The 16,928-nt window shown below is 55.2% G+C and carries 17 protein-coding genes; 10 read left to right on the forward strand and 7 right to left on the reverse strand.

What is annotated here, in order from left to right; translation table 11 throughout:
* The first annotated feature begins 2 nt into the window (after nucleotides 1-2).
* The 9 genes from flgD to flgL all read left to right on the forward strand — a co-directional run bounded on the left by flgD (nucleotide 3) and on the right by flgL (nucleotide 9,305).
* Complete coding sequence (gene flgD / locus AACU55_RS22905) at nucleotides 3-707, forward strand: flagellar hook assembly protein FlgD (protein ID WP_013575165.1); 705 nt, start codon at nucleotides 3-5, stop codon at nucleotides 705-707.
* Nucleotides 708-784: 77 nt separating this feature from the next.
* Nucleotides 785-2,029, forward strand: coding sequence for a flagellar hook protein FlgE (gene flgE, locus AACU55_RS22910; RefSeq protein ID WP_013575166.1), 1,245 nt, complete (start codon nucleotides 785-787; stop codon nucleotides 2,027-2,029).
* Between the two features lie 34 nt (nucleotides 2,030-2,063).
* Nucleotides 2,064-2,819 carry a flagellar basal body rod protein FlgF gene (locus tag AACU55_RS22915; RefSeq protein WP_013575167.1) on the forward strand — a complete coding sequence of 252 codons (756 nt, stop codon included), beginning with the start codon at nucleotides 2,064-2,066 and terminating at the stop codon, nucleotides 2,817-2,819.
* Nucleotides 2,820-2,840: 21 nt separating this feature from the next.
* Nucleotides 2,841-3,623, forward strand: coding sequence for a flagellar basal-body rod protein FlgG (gene flgG, locus AACU55_RS22920; protein WP_134706187.1), 783 nt, complete (start codon nucleotides 2,841-2,843; stop codon nucleotides 3,621-3,623).
* Nucleotides 3,624-3,750: 127 nt separating this feature from the next.
* Nucleotides 3,751-4,455 carry a flagellar basal body L-ring protein FlgH gene (locus AACU55_RS22925; protein ID WP_071823641.1) on the forward strand — a complete coding sequence of 235 codons (705 nt, stop codon included), beginning with the start codon at nucleotides 3,751-3,753 and terminating at the stop codon, nucleotides 4,453-4,455.
* A 10-nt stretch (nucleotides 4,456-4,465) separates the two neighbouring features.
* Nucleotides 4,466-5,572 (forward strand): flagellar basal body P-ring protein FlgI, encoded by a 1,107-nt coding sequence (locus tag AACU55_RS22930; RefSeq protein ID WP_013575170.1) that lies wholly within the window; start codon nucleotides 4,466-4,468, stop codon nucleotides 5,570-5,572.
* Nucleotides 5,572-6,522: a flagellar assembly peptidoglycan hydrolase FlgJ gene (gene flgJ / locus AACU55_RS22935; RefSeq protein WP_013575171.1), complete on the forward strand. Its 951-nt coding sequence runs from the start codon at nucleotides 5,572-5,574 to the stop codon at nucleotides 6,520-6,522. The genes AACU55_RS22930 and flgJ overlap by 1 nt, the downstream gene beginning before the upstream one ends.
* Nucleotides 6,523-6,662: 140 nt before the next feature.
* Entirely contained in the window at nucleotides 6,663-8,315 is a 1,653-nt protein-coding gene (gene flgK, locus AACU55_RS22940) for a flagellar hook-associated protein FlgK (protein WP_037034827.1), read from the forward strand.
* A gap of 27 nt (nucleotides 8,316-8,342) precedes the next feature.
* Entirely contained in the window at nucleotides 8,343-9,305 is a 963-nt protein-coding gene (flgL, locus tag AACU55_RS22945; protein WP_013575173.1) for a flagellar hook-associated protein FlgL, read from the forward strand.
* A 310-nt stretch (nucleotides 9,306-9,615) separates the two neighbouring features.
* On the opposite strand, the gene AACU55_RS22950 is transcribed toward flgL, so the two are convergent.
* From AACU55_RS22950 to AACU55_RS22980, 7 genes are all read right to left on the reverse strand, one after another.
* Nucleotides 9,616-10,311, reverse strand: a complete 696-nt coding sequence (locus AACU55_RS22950) for a CidB/LrgB family autolysis modulator (protein WP_013575174.1) — start codon at nucleotides 10,309-10,311, stop codon at nucleotides 9,616-9,618.
* Nucleotides 10,304-10,708: a CidA/LrgA family protein gene (locus AACU55_RS22955; RefSeq protein WP_134706188.1), complete on the reverse strand. Its 405-nt coding sequence runs from the start codon at nucleotides 10,706-10,708 to the stop codon at nucleotides 10,304-10,306. The genes AACU55_RS22950 and AACU55_RS22955 overlap by 8 nt, the downstream gene beginning before the upstream one ends.
* Before the next feature lie 359 nt (nucleotides 10,709-11,067).
* Nucleotides 11,068-11,913, reverse strand: coding sequence for an amino acid ABC transporter ATP-binding protein (locus AACU55_RS22960; RefSeq protein ID WP_013575176.1), 846 nt, complete (start codon nucleotides 11,911-11,913; stop codon nucleotides 11,068-11,070).
* 15 nt (nucleotides 11,914-11,928) lie between these two features.
* On the reverse strand, nucleotides 11,929-12,843 hold the full coding sequence (locus AACU55_RS22965) for an amino acid ABC transporter permease (RefSeq protein WP_013575177.1): 915 nt from the start codon (nucleotides 12,841-12,843) through the stop codon (nucleotides 11,929-11,931).
* 15 nt (nucleotides 12,844-12,858) lie between these two features.
* On the reverse strand, nucleotides 12,859-13,374 hold the full coding sequence (locus tag AACU55_RS22970) for a GNAT family N-acetyltransferase (RefSeq protein ID WP_131638827.1): 516 nt from the start codon (nucleotides 13,372-13,374) through the stop codon (nucleotides 12,859-12,861).
* A gap of 15 nt (nucleotides 13,375-13,389) precedes the next feature.
* Complete coding sequence (locus AACU55_RS22975) at nucleotides 13,390-14,322, reverse strand: ABC transporter substrate-binding protein (protein ID WP_013575179.1); 933 nt, start codon at nucleotides 14,320-14,322, stop codon at nucleotides 13,390-13,392.
* A 201-nt stretch (nucleotides 14,323-14,523) separates the two neighbouring features.
* Nucleotides 14,524-15,708 carry an amidohydrolase gene (locus tag AACU55_RS22980; protein WP_013575180.1) on the reverse strand — a complete coding sequence of 395 codons (1,185 nt, stop codon included), beginning with the start codon at nucleotides 15,706-15,708 and terminating at the stop codon, nucleotides 14,524-14,526.
* A 230-nt stretch (nucleotides 15,709-15,938) separates the two neighbouring features.
* On the opposite strand from AACU55_RS22980, the gene AACU55_RS22985 reads away from it, so the two are divergent.
* Nucleotides 15,939-16,925 (forward strand): MsnO8 family LLM class oxidoreductase, encoded by a 987-nt coding sequence (locus AACU55_RS22985; protein WP_134706189.1) that lies wholly within the window; start codon nucleotides 15,939-15,941, stop codon nucleotides 16,923-16,925.
* Nucleotides 16,926-16,928 lie beyond the last annotated feature (3 nt).

Raw genomic sequence — 16,928 nt, forward strand, 5'->3', positions numbered from 1 at the left:
TCATGGCAATTACCACGTCGATTAATGACACCACTGATAACACCACGATCGCCAGCACCAGTTCCGGTGGTTCGTCCACAACCGGAACCAGTTCTGCGGATGATTTATCCAGCAGTTTCCTGACTCTGCTGGTCGCCCAGCTGAAAAACCAGGATCCCACCAATCCGATGGATAACAGTCAGCTGACCAGTCAGCTGGCGCAGATCAGCACCGTCAGCGGGATTGAAAAACTCAATACCACGCTGGGCAGCATTTCCGGACAAATCACCAGTGGTTCATCTGTTCAGGCAAGTTCATTGATCGGTCACGGCGTGATGGTGTCCGGCAGCGCAATTTTGGTCGGCAGCGACACTGACGGCACTGTCAGCACCACGCCATTCGGATTTGAACTGGAAACGGCCTCCGATACCACCACCGCTACAGTCAGCGACGCCACCGGTAAAGTGGTGAAAACCATCACGCTGGGCTCCCAGACTGCCGGTGTGCACAGCTATACCTGGGACGGTACACAGGACGATGGCACCAAAGCACCGGATGGCAGCTACACCTTCAGCATCAATGCCCTGAACAATGGTCAGCAAATGGTGGCAACACCGCTGAACTATGCGCTGGTCAATGGTGTAACGACAGATTCAGCCGGGAATACCGCGTTGGATCTGGGCGTACGCGGAACCGCGAAAGTCGATTCTGTACGCCAGATTTTGTAAGTGAGTCACTCAGACCGCTCCCTCCCCTTCGCCGGGGCAGGAGCTAAAAACACTACACACAGTACAATGGAGCTAACATGAGCTTTTCCCAAGCAGTCAGCGGCCTGAGCGCGGCATCGACTAACCTCGATGTGATTGGTAACAACATTGCCAACTCCGCGACCGTCGGTTTTAAAACAGCCACCGCCTCTTTTGCCGATATGTTTGCCGGTTCCCAAACCGGTATGGGCGTTAAAGTCGCCGCTGTCACTCAGAACTTCAATGACGGTACGACCACCAACACCTCCCGCGGTCTGGATGTGGCCCTGAGCGGCAACGGTTTCTTCCGTCTGACGGACACCAGTGGCGCGGTTTATTACTCCCGCAATGGTCAGTTCTCACTGGATGCCAACCGTAATCTGGTGAACATGCAGGGTCTGAGTGTCACCGGTTTTCCGGCCACCGGCACCCCCCCGACTATCGCCGCAGGCGCACAGCCGGTTGCCCTGAACATCCCGACCACTCTGATGAGCGCGAAAGCCACCACGGTGGGTACGATGGTGGCCAACCTGAACTCAACGGATACGGCGATCCCGGCCGCCAAAACGTTCAGCAGCAGCGATGACACCAGCTACAACTACGTGAACAGCATCACCACCTATGACTCACAGGGTAATGCCCACGATAACAACGTCTACTTCGTGAAAACCTCTGCGAACAACTGGGATGTTTACGCGCAAGACGGCAGCGTCACAGGTTCAACAGCCGGCAAAATTGGTGCAATGCAATTTGATACCAGTGGTGCGCTGGTGAGTACCACTAACGCCGCAGGCGTCGCCAATGCCGGTCTGGCACTGACGTTGCCAATGAACACCGCGACTAACGGGACGGTGACGCCACAAACCGTTTCCCTGGATTTCACCGGCAGTATCCAGCAGAGCACCGGCAGCGACAGCATCGGTTCCCAGACTCAGGATGGTTATGCAGCGGGTCAGATGACCGGTTACACCATCAATGACGACGGCACAATCTCCGGCACTTACTCCAACAACAAAACCCAGTTACTGGGCCAGATTGTGCTGAGTAACTTCTCCAACCCGGAAGGTTTGAAATCTGAAGGCGACAACGTGTGGACGGCTACCGCGTCTTCCGGCCAGGCTGTAACCGGTATCGCGGGTCAGGGCGGTTTAGCGTCAATGACCAGCGGCGCGCTGGAATCTTCCAACGTCGATCTGAGTGCGGAACTGGTCAACATGATTGTTGCTCAGCGTAACTACCAGTCGAATGCGCAGACCATCAAAACTCAGGACTCCATCCTGAACACGCTGGTTAACCTGCGTTAATACGCGTTTTATCACCTGAGAACAGGGCAGCATTATGGATCACGCTATCTACACCGCAGGCGGCGCAGCCAGCCAGACGCTGGTTCAGCAGTCGGTGACGTCGAGTAACCTGGCTAACGCCAATACACCGGGCTTCCGCTCGCAGCTTTTAGCGATGCGCGCAGTGCCGGTAGACGGTGAAAGCCTGCAAACCCGCACGCTGGTCACGGCATCCACGCCGGGCGCAGATATGACGCAGGGCAAGCTGAACTACACCGGCCGTCCGCTGGATGTGGCTTTACAGCAGGACGGTTTCCTTGCGGTGCAGATGCCTGATGGCTCTGAAGCGTATACCCGTAACGGTGACATGCAAGTGTCACCGACTAACCAGCTGACCGTTCAGGGTCATCCGGTGATGGGGGATAACGGCCCGATTGAAGTTCCGCCGAATTCTCAGCTCACGGTTTCTGCGGACGGGACCATTGCCGTGCTTGAAGCCGGTGCTGACCCCAACACCATGGGCCAGCTCGGTAAGCTCAAGCTGGTGAAAGCGGCCAACAATGAAGTCACCCGTGGCGATGATGGTATGTTCCGGCCAACGCCGGCGACCGTTCAGGCACGGGGTGCGGCTTTACAGCCTGACCCGACGATTCACGTTATGCCCGGCACGCTTGAAGGCAGTAACGCGGATCCGGTTTCAACCATGGTTGACATGATCGCCAACGCCCGCCGCTTTGAGATGCAGATGAAAGTCATCCACAGCGTCGATGAAAATGAACAGAGTGCCAACAATCTGCTGTCAATGAGCTGATGATGGCAGAGGAGTAATGACATGATCCCATCGCTGTATATTGCGAAAACCGGTCTGGATGCCCAGCAGACCAATATGGATGTAATCGCCAACAACCTGGCGAACGTCAGCACCAACGGTTTTAAACGCCAGCGTGCGGTATTTGAAGACCTGCTTTACCAGACAGTCCGTCAGCCTGGTGCGCAGTCTTCTGAGCAAACCAACCTGCCATCCGGTTTACAGATTGGTACCGGTGTGCGTCCTGTTTCTACTGAGCGTTTGTTCTCGCAGGGCAACCTGTCGCAGACCAGCAACAGCAAAGACATTGCCGTCAAAGGGGAAGGTTTCTTCCAGGTTCAGTTGCCGGACGGCACGACGGCCTATACCCGTGACGGGTCTTTCCAGGTTGACCAGAACGGTCAGATGGTGACCTCCAGTGGTTATCAGGTTATTCCTGCGATCACCGTTCCGGCGAATGCGCTGAGCATGACGGTCGGGCGTGACGGTATCGTGAGTGTGACCACGCAAGGTCAGACGGCGGCACAGCAGGTGGGGCAACTGACGCTGAGCACCTTCATCAACAACAGCGGCCTGGAATCACTCGGTGAAAACCTGTACCAGGAAACCCAAAGCTCCGGCGCACCAACCGAAAGCACACCGGGTCTGAACGGCGCGGGTCTGCTGTATCAGGGTTATGTGGAAACCTCTAACGTCAACGTGGCGGAAGAACTGGTCAACATGATCCAGACCCAGCGTGCTTACGAAATTAACAGTAAAGCCGTGTCCACCTCGGACGAAATGCTACAGAAACTTTCCCAGCTGTAATGTTTGGCGGTTGATTGAAAACAAGAGGGCAGGGGCGGAAACGCTTCTGTCCTGAACCGGTTCAGATCCCTACCAGGTCGATTTTTTAAAGGCGATAACTGTGGTGACCAAAAAAAACACGTCGGTAATGACTTCTTCTAAAGACCGACCAGGCAAGCTGGTGCTGCCGCTGTTAATCACGTTACTGGCGAATGGCTGCGCGTATATGCCGCATACCCCGCTGGTACCCGGAGCAACCACAGCGACCCCTGCGCCTGCGGCACCGCCGGTTCCTAACGGTTCGATTTTCCAGTCAGTTCAGCCGATGAACTACGGTTATCAGCCTCTGTTTGAAGACCGCCGTCCACGTAATGTCGGCGACACGCTGACCATTGTCTTGCAGGAAAATGTCAGTGCAAGCAAAAGCTCCTCAGCGAACGCCAGCCGCAACGGCGCGACCAGCTTTGGCGCAGCGACAGCGCCACGTTATCTGGAAGGTCTGTTCGGTAATGCCCGTGCCGACCTCGATATGACCGGTGCCAACACCTTTGCCGGTAAAGGCGGCGCAGCGGCCAATAACACCTTCAGCGGCACCCTGACCGTGACGGTTGGGGAAGTGCTGGCAAACGGCAACCTGAAAGTTGTCGGAGAGAAACAAATCGAAATTAATCAGGGAACTGAATTTATCCGGTTCTCCGGTGTGGTCAACCCGCGCACCATCAGCGGTTCGAACGCCGTTATCTCCACGCAGGTGGCAGATGCACGCATCGAGTACGTCGGGAATGGCTACATCAATGAAGCGCAGAACATGGGCTGGTTGCAGCGGTTCTTCTTAAACTTATCGCCGTTATAACGAGGCAATCATGCGAAAACTCCTTTCCGGTATTCTCTGTCTGGCGATGTCCGCCCTGGTGGTACTGCCCGCATCCGCCGACCGTATTCGTGATCTGACGACGGTACAGGGTGTGCGTGATAACGCCCTGATCGGCTACGGGCTGGTGGTGGGCCTTGACGGTACCGGTGACCAGACCACACAAACACCTTTTACCACCCAGACGCTGACTAACATGTTGTCCCAGCTCGGTATCACAGTACCGGCAGGCACCAACATGCAGTTGAAAAACGTGGCAGCGGTGATGGTCACCGCCAAAATGCCGCCGTTTTCGCGTGCCGGTCAGGCCATCGATGTGGTGGTTTCATCCATGGGTAATGCCAAAAGTATTCGCGGCGGCACCTTGCTGATGACCCCGATGAAAGGGGTGGATAATCAGGTTTACGCACTGGCGCAGGGTAACGTGCTGGTCGGCGGTGCAGGCGCTTCCTCCGGTGGCAGCAGCGTGACAGTTAACCAGGTTTCAGGTGGGCGTATTACCGGCGGGGCAACCATTGAACGCGAATTGCCGAGTACGTTCGGCACCGAAGGCGTGATCAGCCTGCAACTTAACGACGAAGATTTCAACCTGGCGCAGCAGGTCAGTGACGCCATCAACCGTCAGGGAATGGGGGTGGCGTCAGCGCTGGATTCCCGCAATATTCAGGTGGTGGTGCCGCGTGGCAACACCTCTCAGGTGCGCATTCTGGCGCAGATCCAAAATATCGAAGTGAACGTCGGGCCGATGGATGCGAAAGTCATCATCAACTCCCGTACCGGTTCGGTGGTCATGAACCGCGATGTAACCCTGGATAACTGTGCGGTTGCACAGGGCAATCTGTCTGTGGTGGTTGATCGCCAGAACGATGTCAGCCAGCCGAATACGCCATTTGGCGGCGGTCAGACGGTAGTGACGCCGAACACCAATATTTCCGTACGCCAGTCCGGCGGGTCGATTCAGCAGGTACGCTCCAGTGCCAGCCTGAACAACGTTGTCCGTACCCTGAACGCGTTAGGCGCGACGCCTATCGATCTGATGTCCATTCTGCAGGCGATGAAAACAGCCGGATGCCTGCGTGCTGATTTGGAAATTATCTGATGAGCGATCTGATGTCGATGTCAGGGGCGGCGTATGACACGCAATCCCTTAACAAACTGAAGCGGGATGTGGCGCAGGATCCTCAGGCGCACATCAAAGAAGTGGCGAAGCAGTTTGAAGGGGTGTTCGTGCAGATGATGCTGAAAAGCATGCGTCAGGCACTGCCGCAAGGGGGGATTCTGGATAACGAATCCACCAAACTTTATACATCGATGTACGATCAGCAAATTGCTCAGGACATGTCCGACAAAGGGCTGGGGATGGCCGACATGATGGTCGAACAACTGACCGGTGGCAGCAAGCAACCGTCAGAACTGGCGGGAACGGTGCCGATGGCGCTGGACGGCGAAGTGCTGAAAACCATGCCGTTGCAGGCGATGGAACAGTATCTGCGCAAAGTCATTCCGACTGCGCCGGACCGCACCACCGGCGGCGCACCGTTGCCAGCCGACAGCGGACAGTTCGTTTCCAGCCTCACCATTCCGGCACAGGTCGCCAGTAAAGACAGCGGGATTTCGCATCAGCTGATCATGGCGCAGGCCGCGCTGGAATCTGGCTGGGGGCAGCGCGAGATCCCGACTGCCGACGGCAAACGCAGCTTCAACCTGTTCGGTATCAAAGCGGGCAGCAGCTGGGACGGTCCGACCACCCAAATCACCACCACGGAATATACCAGCGGCGTGGCGAAAAAAGTGCAGGCCAGTTTCCGCGTGTACGGCTCCTATGTGGAAGCCATCAGCGACTACATCAAATTGCTCACCAACAACCCGCGTTATGCGCAGGTTGCCTCGGCCAGTACTCCTGAACAAGCCGCGCATGCCTTGCAACGTGCAGGTTACGCGACCGACCCGAATTATGCCGACAAACTGGTGAGTGTGATCCAGAAAATCAAAGGCGCGGGCGAGCAGGCGGTGAAAGCCTATAGCCATGATTTAAAAGATATCTTCTAGACCCGCAAATCCTCGTTTTTTTTCTCAAGTTTTAGCGGTGCAGGCCGATAACACGATCAGAATGGGAAAAGGGGAAACCCCCGGCTCAGCTTCCTTAATTACACGGTGGTAAAAAGTCACCGGCAGCCAAAAGGTCACTCATGTCCAGTAGCTTAATTAATACCGCAATGAGCGGACTGAACGCAGCGCAGGCGGCGCTCAGTACCACCGGGAACAACATCGCTAACGTGAGTGTGGCCGGTTATAACCGCCAGACCGCCATTATTACGCAAAGTAATGGCATCTCTACTCCTGCCGGTTATATCGGCAACGGTGTGACGGTGACCGGTGTGAATCGTGAGTACAACTCTTTCGTGGTGAAGCAGCTTCTGGGTGCCAGCGCAACCGGCAGCGCGCTGTCAACGCAGCTTGATCAGGCCAGCTCTATCGATGACCTGCTCGGCGACAGTTCCACAGGTATCGATGCCACCATGTCGACCTTCTTTAAAGGCCTGCAAACGCTGACCAGCAATGCCAGCGACAGTGCGGCTCGTCAGGCAGTGCTGGGTGAGGCACAGGGTTTAACCGCGCAGTTCAACAGTTCAGCCAAATACCTGAACGACATGAATACCGCCGTTAACCAGCAAGTCACGCAGAATGTTGACCAGATCAACACCTATGCGTCGCAGATTGCCAAACTGAACAGTCAGATCACCGCGACCCGTGGCAGCACCGGACAGGAACCTAACGCCTTGCTCGATCAGCGTGACCAACTGGTCAGTCAGCTGAACAACGTCACCGGTGTGGTCGTGACCCAGCAGGACGGCGATACTTACAATATTTCATTCGCCAACGGCACGCCGCTGGTGAGCGGCGGCAACGCCAAAACGGTGGTTGCGATGCCGTCCAGTGCCGATCCTTCCAAACTGACGGTCGGCATGACCCAACCGGACGGTTCGGTTTCTGAAATTCAGGAAAGCCGTCTGACCACCGGTTCGCTCGGCGGCACGCTGACTTTCCGTAAAGACAACCTGGAACCGGCCATTAACCAGCTCGGGCAACTGGCGCTGGCGCTGTCTGACAGCTTCAACACCACCAACAAAGCCGGTTTTGACCTCAACGGTGACGCGGGGACGGACTTCTTCTCCTTCACCGGTGCTACCACGGTCAGCAACACCAAAAATACCGGCAGCGCCCAACTGAGCGTGGCATATACCGACACGGCAGCGGTGAAGGCCAGCGATTACACCATGGCTTACAACGGCACCAGCTGGGATGTAACCCGCGTTTCCGACGGGGCAAAAATCACCCCGACGGCGGGCACCGACAGCAACGGTGATCCGACGATGAATTTCGATGGCTTGTCGGTTTCCGTCACCGGCACGCCGAATACCAATGACAGCATCACCATCAAAACGGTCAGCAATGTTGCGGGCAGCATGAATCTGGCTATCAGTGATTCTTCATTGATCGCCGCAGCGGGTGCGGCAGACAGCGGCGTGAGTGACAACACCAACGCGCAGAAACTGCTGAATCTGCAAACCGCGAAACTGGTGGAAGGTAAATCCACCCTGTCGGGCGCATACGCCAGCATGGTAAGTAACGTGGGTAACCAGGTTTCCACGCTGACCACCACCAGCACCTCACAGGCGAATATCGTCACGCAGCTCACCGCTCAACAGCAGTCTATCTCCGGGGTTAACCTCGATGAAGAATACGGCGATCTGCAACGTTACCAGCAATATTATCTGGCGAACGCGCAGGTCGTGCAGACGGCTTCGACGATATTCGACGCGATCATCAACATTCGCTGATCCCAGAACTGATAAGGAACTGATGCCATGCGTCTTAGTACCAATATGATTTACAACCAAAACATGAATGCGGTACTGGATGGTCAGAACCGTTTCCAGGCGACCGGTTTACAGTTGTCGACCGGCAGCAAAGTGAGCAAGCCTTCGGATGACCCGCTGGCGGCGTCGCAGGCGGTGCTGGTACGGCAGGCGCAATCGGAGAACAGCCAGTTTTCCGTGGCCCGTACCTTTGCTAACCAGAGTATGAGTCAGGAAGAGTCGATTTTAAGCAGCGTGACCTCGACGATTCAGGATGCACAGACGTTGATCGTTCAGGCCGGTGACGGTTCTTTAAGCGATGACGACCGTTCTTCTCTGGCGACTAAACTGGACAGCCTGAAATCGCAACTGGTGAACCTGGCGAACAGCACCGACGGTAACGGCCGCTTCATCTTCGCCGGTTACAAAAGTGATACTCCGCCTTATACACAGGACGCCACAACGGGTGCGGTAACCTATTCCGGGGGCACGACGTCGATTACTCAGCAGGTTGATACCAGTCGTACCATGACCATCAACCATACCGGTAACCAGATTTTTAATGCCTTAACCGGTGATGCGAAAGCCGAACCGGACGGTTCTCCGAGCGAATCAGATTTATTCAAAACCATCGACGGTGCGCTGACTGCGCTGAGAACGCCATCGGCGGATAACACCACGGATACGCAATACACCGATGCCATCGATAAAGCTAACCGTGGCCTGAGTAACTCACTCAACAACGTGCTTTCCGTGCGTTCAGAGTTGGGTACGCAGATGTCCGAACTGGATAATCTCGATACACTGGGCGACAACCGCGATGTATCGAACTCGACCAAACTCAGTAATCTGGTCGATACCGAATGGACCTCAGCAATTTCGACCTACACCTTGCAGCAGGTTGCGCTTCAGGCATCCTATAAGACCTACAGCGCCATGCAGGGTATGTCACTGTTCCAGATGAATTCGTAATACTCTCCGGCGCGTAAGCTTACGCGCCAGGCTCCATCTCTTCGTTATCGCTGCCTGTCTGCTTTTACGGCAGACCGGCAGATTCTTTTCTGACTGTACTTAAACCGGGTACTTTCAGCTTTGTATGTCACTTTTTCTAAGGTTTAAGTGACATACACTTTTTCCTCGTCCTGCTTCAAATTGTCTCTGCGTTGGCTGCCTTCGTTCACCCCAGTCACTTACTTATTGTAAGCTCCCGGGGATTCGCTCAGTTGCCGCCTTGATACAATTTGAATCCGTTAGAGGAATCTGTGCTCGTTATTGTTATTGGTCAATGACCGAAGAGGGCGAGAAGGACGGGGAACAGGAACGGGGCGAGCAGGGAGGTGATGATGCCGCAAATCACCAGCGCCAGTGAACTGAATGCGCCTTCCTGATAATCCATTTCTGCACAGCGGGCGGTACCCAGTGCGTGTGATGCGGTACCCATCGCCAGCCCGCGTGAGGCTTTGGTGGTGATCTTCAGAACATTCAAAATTGTATGACCAAAGACCGCGCCGAGGATGCCGACGAAAATCACACATACGGCGCTGATGGCCGGAATACCATTGATCGACTGCGCGGTGGCCATGGCAATCGGCGTGGTGACGGATTTCGGTAATACCGATGCGGCAATTTGCGGCGTTGCTCCCATCCATAATGCAATCGCGGTGCCGCTCACCATCGCCACCACGCTGCCGATAAAACAGATACTGATGATGGATTTCCAGCGGGCGCGGATCTGATGCAGTTGTTCGTACAAGGGAAACGCCAGCGCCACGACGGCGGGTTGCAGCAGATCATTGAGGATCTTGCTGCCCGCGAAATAGCGCGCGTAAGGGATATGGGTGACCAGCAACAGCGGAATGATCACCACCATCGACATCAGCAGCGGGTTGAGCAGCGGCATTTTAAGTTTAATAGCGAGCTTACGGGTGGCGAAAAACACCACCAGCGTCAGCGGCAGCGACCACAATATATCAATCATTTTTATCCTCCGCTTTATCCGTCACCGCACCGCGTTCGCCATGGATATAGTGGGAACAGTAGGCGACAACCAGCAATACAATCAGAGTACTGACCAGACACGACACCACCAGCGGCCCGAACTGCGTGCGCAGTTGCTCGTAATAATTCATGACCCCGACGCCGATAGGGACGAACAGTAACGCCATATAGCGAATCAGAACATTACAGCCCGGTTTGACCCATTTGAACGGCAGAATTTGGGTTGAAAGCAAACCAAACAGGATCAGCATGCCGATGATGCTGCCGGGAATGGTGAGCGGTAAAAGAGATGAAATCGCATTCCCGGCGAATAAACAGAGATAAATCAGAATAAACGCCCGAACATATTGGAATAACAGAGAGATTGCGGTGCTCATGGTGTATCACCCAGTTGAATAATGTATTCATCATACAATTAAGATGTGATCTGCGCCACAAAACGGAGTATGAAATTTAGGAATGAAGTGTATTCCAAAATGGCGTTTGGTAAACGGGGAAAATACGGATTGTGGGTTGCGGGCGATTCAGAAAGCTTGCTGAATGAGAGGTTCCAGCCTGTCGCGGTGATACCTGAAACATAGCCAGCGAGCGGAGCGCTGGTTGAAAAAGCGAAGGGAGATCCGGGAGGGAAAAGCACTTCTCCCTCCCGGGCGGTTTCGGCGCAGCGCGTCAAATGAGCACTGCACGTAAGAAACCGAAATATTCCCGGTCTTAAGAAATACTAAATTTGCCAGTCTTAAAGCACCTTCTCCAGGAAAGCCTGGGTTCTGGCATGAACCGGCCGTTCCAGCACCTGTGCGGCAGCGCCGCTTTCAACCACGCGACCATCCACCATAAACACCACCTGATCCGCCACCTGGCGCGCGAAGCCGATTTCATGGGTGACGACCACCAGCGTGACGCCCGACTGCGCCAGCTTCTTAATCACATCCAGCACTTCGCCAACCAGTTCGGGATCGAGGGCGGACGTCGGTTCATCAAACAGCATGACTTTAGGATTCAGCGCCAGCGCACGGGCGATGGCGATGCGCTGCTGCTGTCCGCCGGACAAATGACGCGGCCATGCGTGCGCTTTTTCGCGCAGACCGACCGTGTCGAGCAGTTCATAGGCACGGGCGATGGCGTTTTTGCGGCTCAGCAGACCGTGAACCACCGGCGCTTCGATGATGTTATCCAGCACCGTCATGTGCGGGAATAAATTGAAATTCTGAAAAACGTAACCGACATGTGTGCGTTGTTTGAGGATGGCGCGCTCTTTCAGTTCATACAGCGTATCGCCTTTGCGGCGGTAGCCGATGTAATCGCCGTCAATCTGAATAAAACCTTCGTCGACGCGCTCAAGATGGTTAATCGTGCGCAGCAGGGTCGATTTCCCCGAGCCGGACGGGCCGAGGATCACGGTCACGGTGCCCGGTTCGATGCACAGACTCACGTTATCCAGCGCTTTGTGCGCGCCGTAGTATTTGCTCAAATTATTGATTTCGATGCGCCCGACGGTAGCAGCCTGAGGTTTGCGTGGAAACAGCTGCTCAACAGGCGCTTCCTGCGGGCGGTTAACGAATAAATCAAAGGCTTCTGACATAGTGCTTTCCCTTTATTAAGAACGGGCGACGCGCCACTGACGCAGGCGCTGCAAGGGTGTCGGCGCGACCTGACGCACGGTGCCGCGGGAGAAATAGCGTTCGACGTAATACTGCAAAACCGACAGCACGGTGGTGATCAGCAGATACCAGATGGTGGCGACCATCAGCAGCGGGATCACCTGCTGTGTGCGGTTGTAAATCACCTGCACGGTGTAAAACAGTTCCGGCATCGACAGGACGTAAACAATCGATGTGCCTTTCGCCAGGCTGATCACTTCGTTAAAACCGGTCGGCAGAATTGAACGTAACGCCTGCGGCAAAATGATGCGGAAGGTCCGGCGGTAGGCCGGTAATCCCAGCGCGGCCGCAGCTTCATGCTGGCCGTGTTCTACCCCTAAAATACCGCCGCGAATGATCTCGGCGGTATAGGCCGACTGCACCAGCGACAGACCGAGCACGGCAACGGAAAACTGATCCAGCAAATCCACCGTCGGGGTACTGAAAAAGGAAATCGTGGTGAACGGAATGCCGAGCGAAAGGTTGTCGTAGAGATAGGAAAAGTTGTAGAGAATGATCAGCACCAGCAACAACGGCAGGGAACGGAACAGCCAGATATACCCCCAGGCCAGTGCGTTCAGTAAATAGGATTTCGACAGGCGGGCGAGGGCCAGTGCCGTGCCGAAAATCACCCCAAAAAGGGTGCCCAGCAGCGTGAGCAACAGGGTTTTGCCAAGCCCGGACAGGATCACCGGATCAAAAAACCACTGACGAAATACGCCCCATTCCCAGCGGGAATTCGTGGCAATCGACTGGATGATGCCCAGCAGAATAAACGCCGAAAAAACCGCACCGGCAAGACGCCACGGATAGCGCGCGGGCACCACTTTCAGCGGCGGATGATTCACAGATGAAGGGGCATTTTCGCTCATCATTTTCTCTTTCTGTTACGTTGCAGATGACGTGACCGGCACGTCCGCTTTCAGCGTTTTGGTAAACGGCAGGCGCCCGTCATACGGTGGCCGGGAATAGACCTCCGGATCGAGGCGGGTGTCGAATTGCGGCTGATAACCGCGGGACAAATACAATCCGACCGCTTCGGGCTGGCGGAATCCGGTGGTGAGAAATACCCGCCGGTAACCGTACGCGGCTGCGCGACGTTCCAGTTCATGCAGGATTTTTTGTGCCAGTCCCTGACGGCGCAGCGCGCGGTGAGTCCAGATGCGTTTGAGTTCGGCAGTCTGCTCGTCGTAGCGTTTGTACGCGCCCATTGCAATGGGCGCGCCGTTTCTCAGCAGAACAATGAAGGTGCCATCGGGCGCGGAAAACACGCTGTCATCTTCCGGCGGCTGGCTCGAGAAGAAATCGCCGTAACGGTCGCGGTATTCACCGAATAATCCTTCGATGACCGGCGCAATCAGCGGGTCTTCCGGCACGGTCTGAATGAAAATATCTTCGCTCATCGTTTCTGCTCCTGATCAGTCGCCCAGCCCCGGCGGGTTAATTTCAGAGTGATCGATTTTCTCGACGCTTTCGCCCCAGCGGTCCAGCACTTTGATATAAGCCCCGCTGGCAATGGCGCTGTTCAGCGACGCCTGCACGGCATCCACCAGGCCATTCCCTTTTTTCAGCGTCACAGCGATATTGGCGGTTTTCGGCCAGCCGCCCGGCACCGTGCCGACCAGTTTGGTTTTGCCGGTCAGCAACGCTTTATACGCGCCGGTGACGTTCGGGCCGAACGTGGCATCGGCGCGACCGGACTGGATAGCCAGCGTCGCGGCAGCGTCATCGGTGACATATTGCGGTTTCAGCGCCGGTAATCCTTTGGCCTGATTCTCTTTGTCCCACGCCAGCAACACGGCTTCCTGATTGGTGCCGGAGCCGACAATAATGCGTTTACCGGCGATATCCGGTGCAGAAGTAATGGATGTGATTTTGCTGTCGCTTTTCACGTAAAAGCCCAGCGTGTCCTGACGATAGGTGGCGAAATCAAACTTGGTTTTGCGGTCTTTGGTGACGGTAATGTTGTAGATGGCCGCATCGTATTTCCCCGACGTCACGCCCAGCGGCCAGTCTTCCCACGAAGCCGGAACCACTTTGAGCTTCAGACCTAAACCGTCGGCGACCAGACGGGCGATATCCGCCTCGCTGCCGATCACGGTTTTATTGTCACGGGCGTACAGCCCGAAGGGTGGGGCGCTGCCGAGCACAGCCAGCGCCACGGTCAGCGTACCCGGTTCGACAAACTTAAAGTTGGCCGGGATTTTTGCCACGGCTTCCGGGCTTTTCGGTGTATTCACCGGCGTTTCATTGGCAATCAGATCAATACCTGGCGCGGCGTATGCCGCTGATGAAAAACTTAATATTGCCGCGATGGCGGTGGCTGTGATGGTTACGCTATGTTTCATCATTATTATTTTTACCCTGCATTCTTATTTTAAGTGGTGATGACCGTGAGGTGACGCTTTCACTATTCCCGAGTGTTACAGGGATGTAAAACAACAAAATTAAATAATCAAAGAGATAAAGTGGAAATACATTGCGCCGGAAATTTTGCACGAAAAATGCCCGGAATATCCGGGCGTGAGGAAATAAAGTCAGGTATGAAAAGGTTATTTTCCGGTTAATTCACTCAGCGCTTTTTCTGCCAGTTGCTGGAAATAATTCGCCGCCGGGTAAATAGCCGACTCATCAGGATTAAATTGCGGATGATGCAAGCCGAAATCGCTGGCAGAGCCGATGCTGACAAACGCACCCGGCACATGATGCAGATAAAATGCAAAATCCTCGCCCCCCATTTGTGCCTGCGCTACTTGCGCGTTATAGCCAAATTCCGCAGCGGCCTGTAAGGCAAAGTCTGCCCAGCGCGGTGTATTCACCACCGCTGGCGGCCCGCCAAACCAGTGCAGTTCAGCCTTCGCCCCCAGCGCATCTGCCACCCCGGTGATCACCTTGCGTATCCGCTGAGGGATTTGCTCGCGGATCCCGTTGCTGTAGGTGCGCACCGTGCCTTCCAGTTCCACGGTTTGGGGTAATACGTTCCAGGTGTTGCCGCCTTCAATACGGGTGACGCTGACTACCGCCGCCTCCTGAGCGCTGACGTTGCGGCTGACTACCGTTTGCAGCGCGGTCACAATGTGGCTGGCGGTGACAATGCTGTCGGTACCTTCTTCCGGATGTGCGGCGTGCGCGCCTTTGCCGGTCACGGTTATCTGGAAGCGGTCCACATTGGCATAAAATGCGCCGCCTTTTGTCTCAAAGGTGCCGACCGGCAGTTCTGGCGCATTATGCAGGCCGAAAATCGCATCAACGTTTTCCAGTGCACCGGCTTTAATCAGTTGCGACGCACCGCCAAACCGTTCTTCAGCAGGCTGGAAAAACAACCGTACGCGGCCCGGTAGCTGGTCTTCCCTTGCTTTAAGCAGATGGGCCGCGCCGAGAATAACAGAGGTATGAAAATCGTGGCCGCAGGCGTGCATCACGCCGGGTTGTTGCGAACTGAACGGCACACCGGAGGCTTCTTCAATCGGCAGGGCATCGATGTCACCGCGCAGGGCAACAACCGGGCCGTGTTCCGGGCCAATTTCAGCCACCACGCCGGTTTTCAGCCCGAGCGATAAAATGCGGATCCCGGCAGCATTCAGCCATTGGGTAATTTTTTGCGTGGTCACAAATTCCTGATTGGATAATTCAGGATGCTGATGTAATTCACGGCGATAAGCGATGAGTTGTTCTTCCAGTCCTGTCTCATGTCGGGGGGCAATGCTATTTGTTTCTTCGGCAAGTGAAATGCTCATGGCGAAATAACCTTATTGTCTGAAAATGATTGTTAAAGATATGTAGCAAGTCATTCCATGCTAGTCAGACAGAAGCCAATCACTAAATACTCAGTCGCTATAATTTATAGTCGTTTTGCACAGTGCCTTGCATAGCAAAATACTGACTATAGAAACGTGTTTTTATTATTTAGCTTTGAACTTATTTCGTGGAACTCTTTTTATCACAACGGATAAAAAGGGATGCGCAGGTGAATTACCGACTGAGTTTATTAGATCAAAGCCCGATTAATGACGGGCAGACCGCTGCGCAGGCGCTAGACGCCACGCTGACTTTTGCGCTGGCAGCAGAAAAACTGGGCTATCACCGTTTATGGGTGTCAGAACATCACGATACTGAAAAGCTGGCCGGTAGCTCGCCGGAAGTGTTGATCGCCTGGCTGCTGGCGCGCACTTCCCGGCTGCGGATCGGCTCCGGCGGTGTGATGCTGCAACATTACAGCCCGTATAAAGTGGCAGAGAATTTCCATCTGTTGTCATCACTGGCGCCGGATCGCGTGGATATCGGCATCGGCAAAGCGCCCGGTGGTTTACCCCTGTCAACCAAAGCGCTGCGTGCCCATGCACCGGCCGAATCATCGCCTGGTTTCCCGGCGCAGTTACAGCAACTGACGCATTATCTCACGCATCTGGATGACCATCTGGCGGGCACAGAAGCCCGTGCGTTGCCGCGTCCACCGGTGGCACCGCAGCGATTTTTACTCGGTGCCAGCAAAGAAAGCGCGCGTCTGGCCGCGTCACTGGGCTGGAACTTTGTCTTCGCCGGTTTTATCAATGCTTCAGCGCAAGTGATGACCGAATCGGTGCTGGCCTTCCACGAATATTCCGCCGGACAAGGGCAGGCGCTGGTCAGTCTGGCGGCCCTGGCGGCACAAACCCGCGAGCAGGCCGCTGAACTGGTGACCGGCCAGCATAATTTTCGCGTCACGCTGGGCGACCGGCACGTTACGGTGGGTTCCCGCGAACAGGCTGAAGCCTTTGTGCGGCAGTCAGGTGCGACGCAATACCATATCGAACAGCAGCAAATCAGCGTGCTGCACGGCACGCCGGGCGATATCCACGAGCAACTGCGCGATATTCAGCGCCGCCTGTGCGTGAACGAATTTGTTATTCACACTCCACTGACTGAAGCCGGTGTGCGGCTGAAGTCCATCGAATTGCTGGCTGGCCAGCTTTAAGGA

This window comes from Rahnella sp. CJA17(1/100), from assembly GCF_963881615.1.
Taxonomy (GTDB): Bacteria; Pseudomonadota; Gammaproteobacteria; order Enterobacterales; family Enterobacteriaceae; genus Rahnella; species Rahnella aceris.

Bases quoted from the DNA above. Each gene is read 5' to 3' on its own strand.
- AACU55_RS22950 (WP_013575174.1), bottom strand. From the start codon at position 10,311: ATGATTGATATATTGTGGTCGCTGCCGCTGACGCTGGTGGTGTTTTTC.
- AACU55_RS22925 (WP_071823641.1), top strand. From the start codon at position 3,751: ATGACTTCTTCTAAAGACCGACCAGGCAAGCTGGTGCTGCCGCTGTTA.
- flgL (WP_013575173.1), top strand. From the start codon at position 8,343: ATGCGTCTTAGTACCAATATGATTTACAACCAAAACATGAATGCGGTA.
- AACU55_RS22915 (WP_013575167.1), top strand. From the start codon at position 2,064: ATGGATCACGCTATCTACACCGCAGGCGGCGCAGCCAGCCAGACGCTG.
- flgG (WP_134706187.1), top strand. From the start codon at position 2,841: ATGATCCCATCGCTGTATATTGCGAAAACCGGTCTGGATGCCCAGCAG.
- flgE (WP_013575166.1), top strand. From the start codon at position 785: ATGAGCTTTTCCCAAGCAGTCAGCGGCCTGAGCGCGGCATCGACTAAC.
- flgD (WP_013575165.1), top strand. From the start codon at position 3: ATGGCAATTACCACGTCGATTAATGACACCACTGATAACACCACGATC.
- AACU55_RS22975 (WP_013575179.1), bottom strand. From the start codon at position 14,322: ATGATGAAACATAGCGTAACCATCACAGCCACCGCCATCGCGGCAATA.
- AACU55_RS22960 (WP_013575176.1), bottom strand. From the start codon at position 11,913: ATGTCAGAAGCCTTTGATTTATTCGTTAACCGCCCGCAGGAAGCGCCT.
- AACU55_RS22955 (WP_134706188.1), bottom strand. From the start codon at position 10,708: ATGAGCACCGCAATCTCTCTGTTATTCCAATATGTTCGGGCGTTTATT.
- AACU55_RS22970 (WP_131638827.1), bottom strand. From the start codon at position 13,374: ATGAGCGAAGATATTTTCATTCAGACCGTGCCGGAAGACCCGCTGATT.
- AACU55_RS22965 (WP_013575177.1), bottom strand. From the start codon at position 12,843: ATGAGCGAAAATGCCCCTTCATCTGTGAATCATCCGCCGCTGAAAGTG.
- flgK (WP_037034827.1), top strand. From the start codon at position 6,663: ATGTCCAGTAGCTTAATTAATACCGCAATGAGCGGACTGAACGCAGCG.
- AACU55_RS22930 (WP_013575170.1), top strand. From the start codon at position 4,466: ATGCGAAAACTCCTTTCCGGTATTCTCTGTCTGGCGATGTCCGCCCTG.
- flgJ (WP_013575171.1), top strand. From the start codon at position 5,572: ATGAGCGATCTGATGTCGATGTCAGGGGCGGCGTATGACACGCAATCC.
- AACU55_RS22980 (WP_013575180.1), bottom strand. From the start codon at position 15,708: ATGAGCATTTCACTTGCCGAAGAAACAAATAGCATTGCCCCCCGACAT.